This window comes from Streptomyces sp. GC420 (assembly GCF_009916105.1).
Taxonomy (GTDB): domain Bacteria; phylum Actinomycetota; class Actinomycetes; order Streptomycetales; family Streptomycetaceae; genus Streptomyces.
This window is the reverse complement of the sequence record NZ_JAAAXQ010000504.1, coordinates 1-4,681: the sequence shown is the minus strand read 5'-3', so window position 1 is coordinate 4,681 and position 4,681 is coordinate 1. Positions and strand designations below refer to the sequence as shown.

5 protein-coding genes are annotated in these 4,681 nt (G+C 73.1%); 3 read left to right on the top strand and 2 right to left on the bottom strand.

All coding sequences use genetic code 11. From position 1 onward, the window contains the following. Positions 1–841, bottom strand: an 841-nt coding sequence (locus GUY61_RS34995) for a biotin--[acetyl-CoA-carboxylase] ligase (protein ID WP_166634348.1), incomplete at its 3' end; no start/stop codon positions are given. A 202-nt stretch (positions 842–1,043) separates the two neighbouring features. Here GUY61_RS34995 and GUY61_RS34990 point away from each other — a divergent pair. After that, on the top strand, positions 1,044–2,627 hold the full coding sequence (locus GUY61_RS34990; RefSeq protein ID WP_166634349.1) for an acyl-CoA carboxylase subunit beta: 1,584 nt from the start codon (positions 1,044–1,046) through the stop codon (positions 2,625–2,627). An 11-nt stretch (positions 2,628–2,638) separates the two neighbouring features. Further along, a complete protein-coding gene (locus tag GUY61_RS34985; RefSeq protein ID WP_166634347.1) occupies positions 2,639–2,845 on the top strand; it encodes an acyl-CoA carboxylase epsilon subunit in 207 nt (68 codons plus the stop codon). A gap of 626 nt (positions 2,846–3,471) precedes the next feature. Here GUY61_RS34985 and mmpB read toward each other — a convergent pair. Further along, positions 3,472–3,600 (bottom strand): morphogenic membrane protein MmpB, encoded by a 129-nt coding sequence (mmpB, locus tag GUY61_RS41360; protein ID WP_279576889.1) that lies wholly within the window; start codon positions 3,598–3,600, stop codon positions 3,472–3,474. A 182-nt stretch (positions 3,601–3,782) separates the two neighbouring features. Between mmpB and GUY61_RS34980 the strand changes: the two genes are divergently transcribed. Beyond that, positions 3,783–4,394, top strand: a complete 612-nt coding sequence (locus tag GUY61_RS34980; protein WP_166634346.1) for a nucleoside triphosphate pyrophosphatase — start codon at positions 3,783–3,785, stop codon at positions 4,392–4,394. Positions 4,395–4,681 lie beyond the last annotated feature (287 nt).

Below are 4,681 nucleotides of genomic sequence, written 5' to 3'. Positions count from 1 at the left end.
CGATGTCGCCCGCCCCGACGGGCTCGCGCACCCCGTCCTCCGTGGCCAGGACCAGCCGTCCGTCGCCGTCCACGGCGACCGCCTCGCCGACGACCGCCCGCCCTCCCGGCAGCTCGGCCCTGACCGTCCTGCCGAGGGTGGCGCACCCTGCCGCGTACGCCTCGTCGAGCCGGCACCCGGCCGGGTCGCCGCCCGCCGCCTCCCAGTCGCGGTACCACCGCTCGATGGACCTCAGCACGGCACGCAGCAGCGGCTCCCGGTCCAGGTTCGGTGCCCCGGCGAGGGCCAGCGAACCCGCGCCCGGCACCGGCAGCTCGTCCTCACGCAGCGTCACGTTGAGGCCGACGCCGATCACGACACCGTCGCCCTCGACCCGCTCGGCGAGGATCCCGCCCGCCTTGCGTTCCTCTCCCCCGACCGTGACGAGGATGTCGTTGGGCCACTTGAGGGCCGTGTCCACACCCGCCGCCTGCGTCAGCGCGGCGGCCGTCGCCACCCCCGCGAGCAGCGGAAGCCAGCCCCACCGGACGGGTGGCACGTCGCCCGGATCCACCAGGACGGAGAAGAACAGCCCCGACCGCGCGGGCGCGATCCAGTGCCGGTCCAGCCGCCCCCGGCCGGCCGTCTGCTCCTCGGCGACCAGTACAGAGCCGGCCCGCGCCGTGCCGTCTGCGGCCAGCGCGACGAGGTCGGTATTGGTGGAGCCGGTGGCGGCCACGACCCGGACGTCGCTGTAGAGGCTGTCTTCGCGCACCAGGGCTCGGCGCAGCGCGGCGGCGTTCAGCGGAGGCCGTTCCAGGTCGGACCATCGGCCGCCGGGATTCTGGGTAGGAGGAGTCATGCCACCAGCTTGGCCGCTGGCGCCGAGTCCTGCGAACGTGGCCTCCCACCTGGCCTCTCACCACAGGTTTCGCCGCACCCGCAACCGCACGGCTGTGTGGCAAATGCCGCACTGCCCGGCGATGAAGGCGCCATTACGCTACGACGCAGTAGCCACCACCAGCCTGAAGACCTGTCTGTACGAGAGCAGGAGCCGCATCCCGATGTCCGAGATCGACATCCACACCACCGCGGGCAAGCTCGCGGATCTGCAGCGCCGCATCGAGGAGGCGACGCATGCCGGCTCCGCGCGCGCGGTGGAGAAGCAGCACGCCAAGGGCAAGCTCACCGCGCGTGAACGGATCGAGCTGCTCCTCGACGAGGGCTCGTTCGTGGAGCTCGACGAGTTCGCCCGGCACCGCTCCACGAACTTCGGCCTGGACAAGACCCGCCCCTACGGCGACGGCGTCGTCACCGGCTACGGCACGGTGGACGGCCGCCCCGTCGCCGTCTTCTCGCAGGACTTCACGGTCTTCGGCGGCGCGCTCGGCGAGGTCTTCGGCCAGAAGATCGTCAAGGTGATGGACTTCGCCCTCAAGACCGGCTGCCCGGTCATCGGCATCAACGACTCGGGCGGCGCCCGCATCCAGGAGGGCGTGGCCTCGCTGGGCATGTACGGCGAGATCTTCCGCCGCAACACCCACGCCTCCGGTGTGATCCCGCAGATCTCGCTGATCGTCGGCCCCTGCGCGGGCGGCGCGGTCTACTCCCCGGCGATCACCGACTTCACGGTGATGGTCGACCAGACCTCGCACATGTTCATCACGGGACCGGACGTCATCAAGACGGTCACCGGCGAGGACGTGGGCTTCGAGGAGCTGGGCGGCGCCCGTACGCACAACACCACCTCCGGTGTGGCGCACCACATGTCGGGCGACGAGAAGGACGCCATCGAGTACATCAAGTCGCTCCTGTCCTACCTGCCCTCGAACAACCTCTCCGAGCCGCCGGCCTTTCCGGAGGAGGCGGACCTGGAGCTGACGGACGAGGACCGCGAGCTGGACGTCCTGGTACCGGACAGCGCCAACCAGCCGTACGACATGCACACCGTGCTCGAACACGTCCTCGACGACGGGGAGTTCTTCGAGACGCAGTCGCTGTTCGCGCCGAACATCCTCACCGGCTTCGGCCGGGTCGAGGGCCACCCGGTGGGCATCGTCGCCAACCAGCCGATGCAGTTCGCGGGATGCCTCGACATCAACGCGAGCGAGAAGGCCGCCCGCTTCGTCCGCACCTGCGACGCGTTCAACATCCCCGTCCTCACCTTCGTCGACGTGCCCGGCTTCCTGCCCGGCGTGGACCAGGAGTACGGCGGCATCATCAGGCGCGGCGCCAAGCTGATCTACGCCTACGCCGAGGCCACCGTCCCGCTGATCACGGTGATCACCCGCAAGGCCTTCGGCGGCGCGTACGACGTCATGGGCTCCAAGCACCTGGGCGCCGACCTCAACCTGGCCTGGCCGACCGCCCAGATCGCCGTCATGGGCGCCCAGGGCGCGGTGAACATCCTGCACCGCCGCACGATCGCCGCGGCCGGTGACGAGGCGGCCCAGGAGGAGGCAAGGGCCCGGCTCATCCAGGAGTACGAGGACGCCCTGCTCAACCCGTACATCGCGGCGGAGCGCGGCTACATCGACTCGGTGATCATGCCCTCCCAGACCCGGTCCCACATCGTGCGCGGGCTGCGGCAGCTGCGGACCAAGCGGGAGTCCCTCCCGCCGAAGAAGCACGGCAACATCCCGCTCTAGGAGGCCCTTCGATGATCAAGGTCGTACGGGGCAACCCGACTCCCGAGGAGCTGGCCGCCGCACTGGCGGTGGTCCGGGCCCGCGCCGCGGTGGCCGCCGGCACGCCCTCGGACGCGCCGGAGCCGCCGACCGAGTGGTCCGCGCCGACGCGCGTGGCGCGCCACCGGCTGCCCATGCCGGGCCCGCGGTCCTGGGCCCGCACCTACTGGCCGGGCTGAGCGCTCCGCCGGTAGTCCCGGCGCCCACCCGCTGGTCCGCCGCGACCGGTCCGCCCATGCGGCGGAGCCCCAGGCGGTCACGGCCGCGCCGAACCGCACCGAAGGTCGCGGGCCCCGCCCGGCGGCTCAACCGCCGACGGGGCCCGCCGGCGTCCTCGGCCCCTGCCTGCCCGGCCCGACGGCTGTCCCTCCGCCCGTGCCGGCGCCGCGGCCGGCTCACTGTCCACCCTGACCCGAACCGGCCGGGTCCCGGACCCTCCCCACGCGTCCGGGACCGGCCCGTTCTCCGTGCGCCGCCAGGCCCGTGGCCCGACGCACTGCCCGGCGTGCCCCGGGCCATGTCCGTCGTACTGCTCCAGCCGGACCGACCAGGGGGCGGCCCTGGACCGTCCTTCCGGCTCGACCGGCCGGGCCACGACCGGCGCTCCGCCTCCCGCTCAGCCAGGCCGACGGCCGCGGACCCGGGTGCACGGTGACCCGTCTCGGCCGGTTCCCCGCTTCCGGCGGACGGGCACCAGCCCGGTTCGCCGTGCCCCGCACGGAGGGAAGGCCGGGCTCCCGTCCACTCCGGCCGGCGCCAACCGGGGCGACACGGGCCCGCGCGAGCCGCTCGCGCAGGACCGGCCTCAGCGGATGCCCGCGAAGATCATGGCGAGAACCATGGCCAGCGCCAGCAGGAAGCCCGCCCGATGCAGCATGTCCTGCGTCTCGCGCAGCTCCTTCGGGGGTTTGTCGTCGCGGTCGGACCAGAGCATGTCCTCGATGGTGACCGCCCCACGGGCGGTGCGCCTGAGTACTCGTACTCAGTTGAACCCGCTTGGCCGACGGGACAGTTGAAAGACGGGATGCAGGGGCCGCGGAGTCGGCCGTGCCCCGCCGCCCGCTACCGCGCGAACGTTTGTTTCCGCGTACGGCGGCGCTCGTTACCCTGATCGGCATGACTTCCGCACCACGGTCCCGCCGTCTCGTTCTCGCGTCCGCGTCCCCCGCCAGGCTCGATCTGCTCAAGGAGGCCGGTTTCGCGCCCGAGGTCGTCGTCAGCGGCGTCGACGAGGATTCGCTGAGCGCGCCCACACCGGGCGAGCTGGCCCGGGTGCTCGCCGAGGCGAAGGCGGCCGCGGTGGCCGGCCGGGCCGAGGTGTCCGGGGCGCTGGTGGTGGGGTGCGACTCCGTACTGGAGCTCGACGGGGAGGCGCTGGGCAAGCCCGCGGACGTCGAGGAGGCCACCGCCCGCTGGAAGGCGATGCGGGGACGTGCGGGAGTGCTGCAGACGGGCCACTGCGTCGTCGACACCGCGAGCGGCCGTCAGGTGTCGGCGACGGCCTCGACCGTGGTGCGCTTCGGTGATCCGACGGACGCCGAGATCGCCGCGTACATCGACTCGGGCGAGCCGCTGCACGTCGCGGGCGCCTTCACCCTCGACGGCCGGTCCGCACCCTTCATCGACGGCATCGAGGGCGATCACGGCAACGTCATCGGGCTCTCGCTGCCGCTGCTGCGGCGGCTGCTGGCCGAGCTGGGCGTCGGCATCACCGACCTGTGGACCTGAGCGGCCGCCGAGGCGGGCATGAACACCCGCGCGGCGGCCCGGTGGGCCCCACGGCCGTGTGAACCCCACGGGGCCCGGTACGGCCCGCATTTCGGCCGGCCCCTCACATCCGGCACTCGCATCCGCAAACCGGGCAGGCCCCGAGGGCACCCGGGCCCCTGACCTCCGGGTCAGGTGAGCGCCCGCACGACCGAGCCCGGCGGGAGGGCAACCGTGCGCCCCTCGGCGCGGCCGTCAGGCCGCCGCGGGGGCGTCTGCCGGGGCCTTGGGCGGCTCCGGGGCTCCAG

What these genes read in the sequence shown, in the direction of transcription:
- GUY61_RS34985 (WP_166634347.1), top strand. Translation starts at nt 2,639, where the DNA reads ATGATCAAGGTCGTACGGGGCAACCCGACTCCCGAGGAGCTGGCCGCC.
- GUY61_RS34990 (WP_166634349.1), top strand. Translation starts at nt 1,044, where the DNA reads ATGTCCGAGATCGACATCCACACCACCGCGGGCAAGCTCGCGGATCTG.
- GUY61_RS34980 (WP_166634346.1), top strand. Translation starts at nt 3,783, where the DNA reads ATGACTTCCGCACCACGGTCCCGCCGTCTCGTTCTCGCGTCCGCGTCC.
- mmpB (WP_279576889.1), bottom strand. Translation starts at nt 3,600, where the DNA reads ATGCTCTGGTCCGACCGCGACGACAAACCCCCGAAGGAGCTGCGCGAG.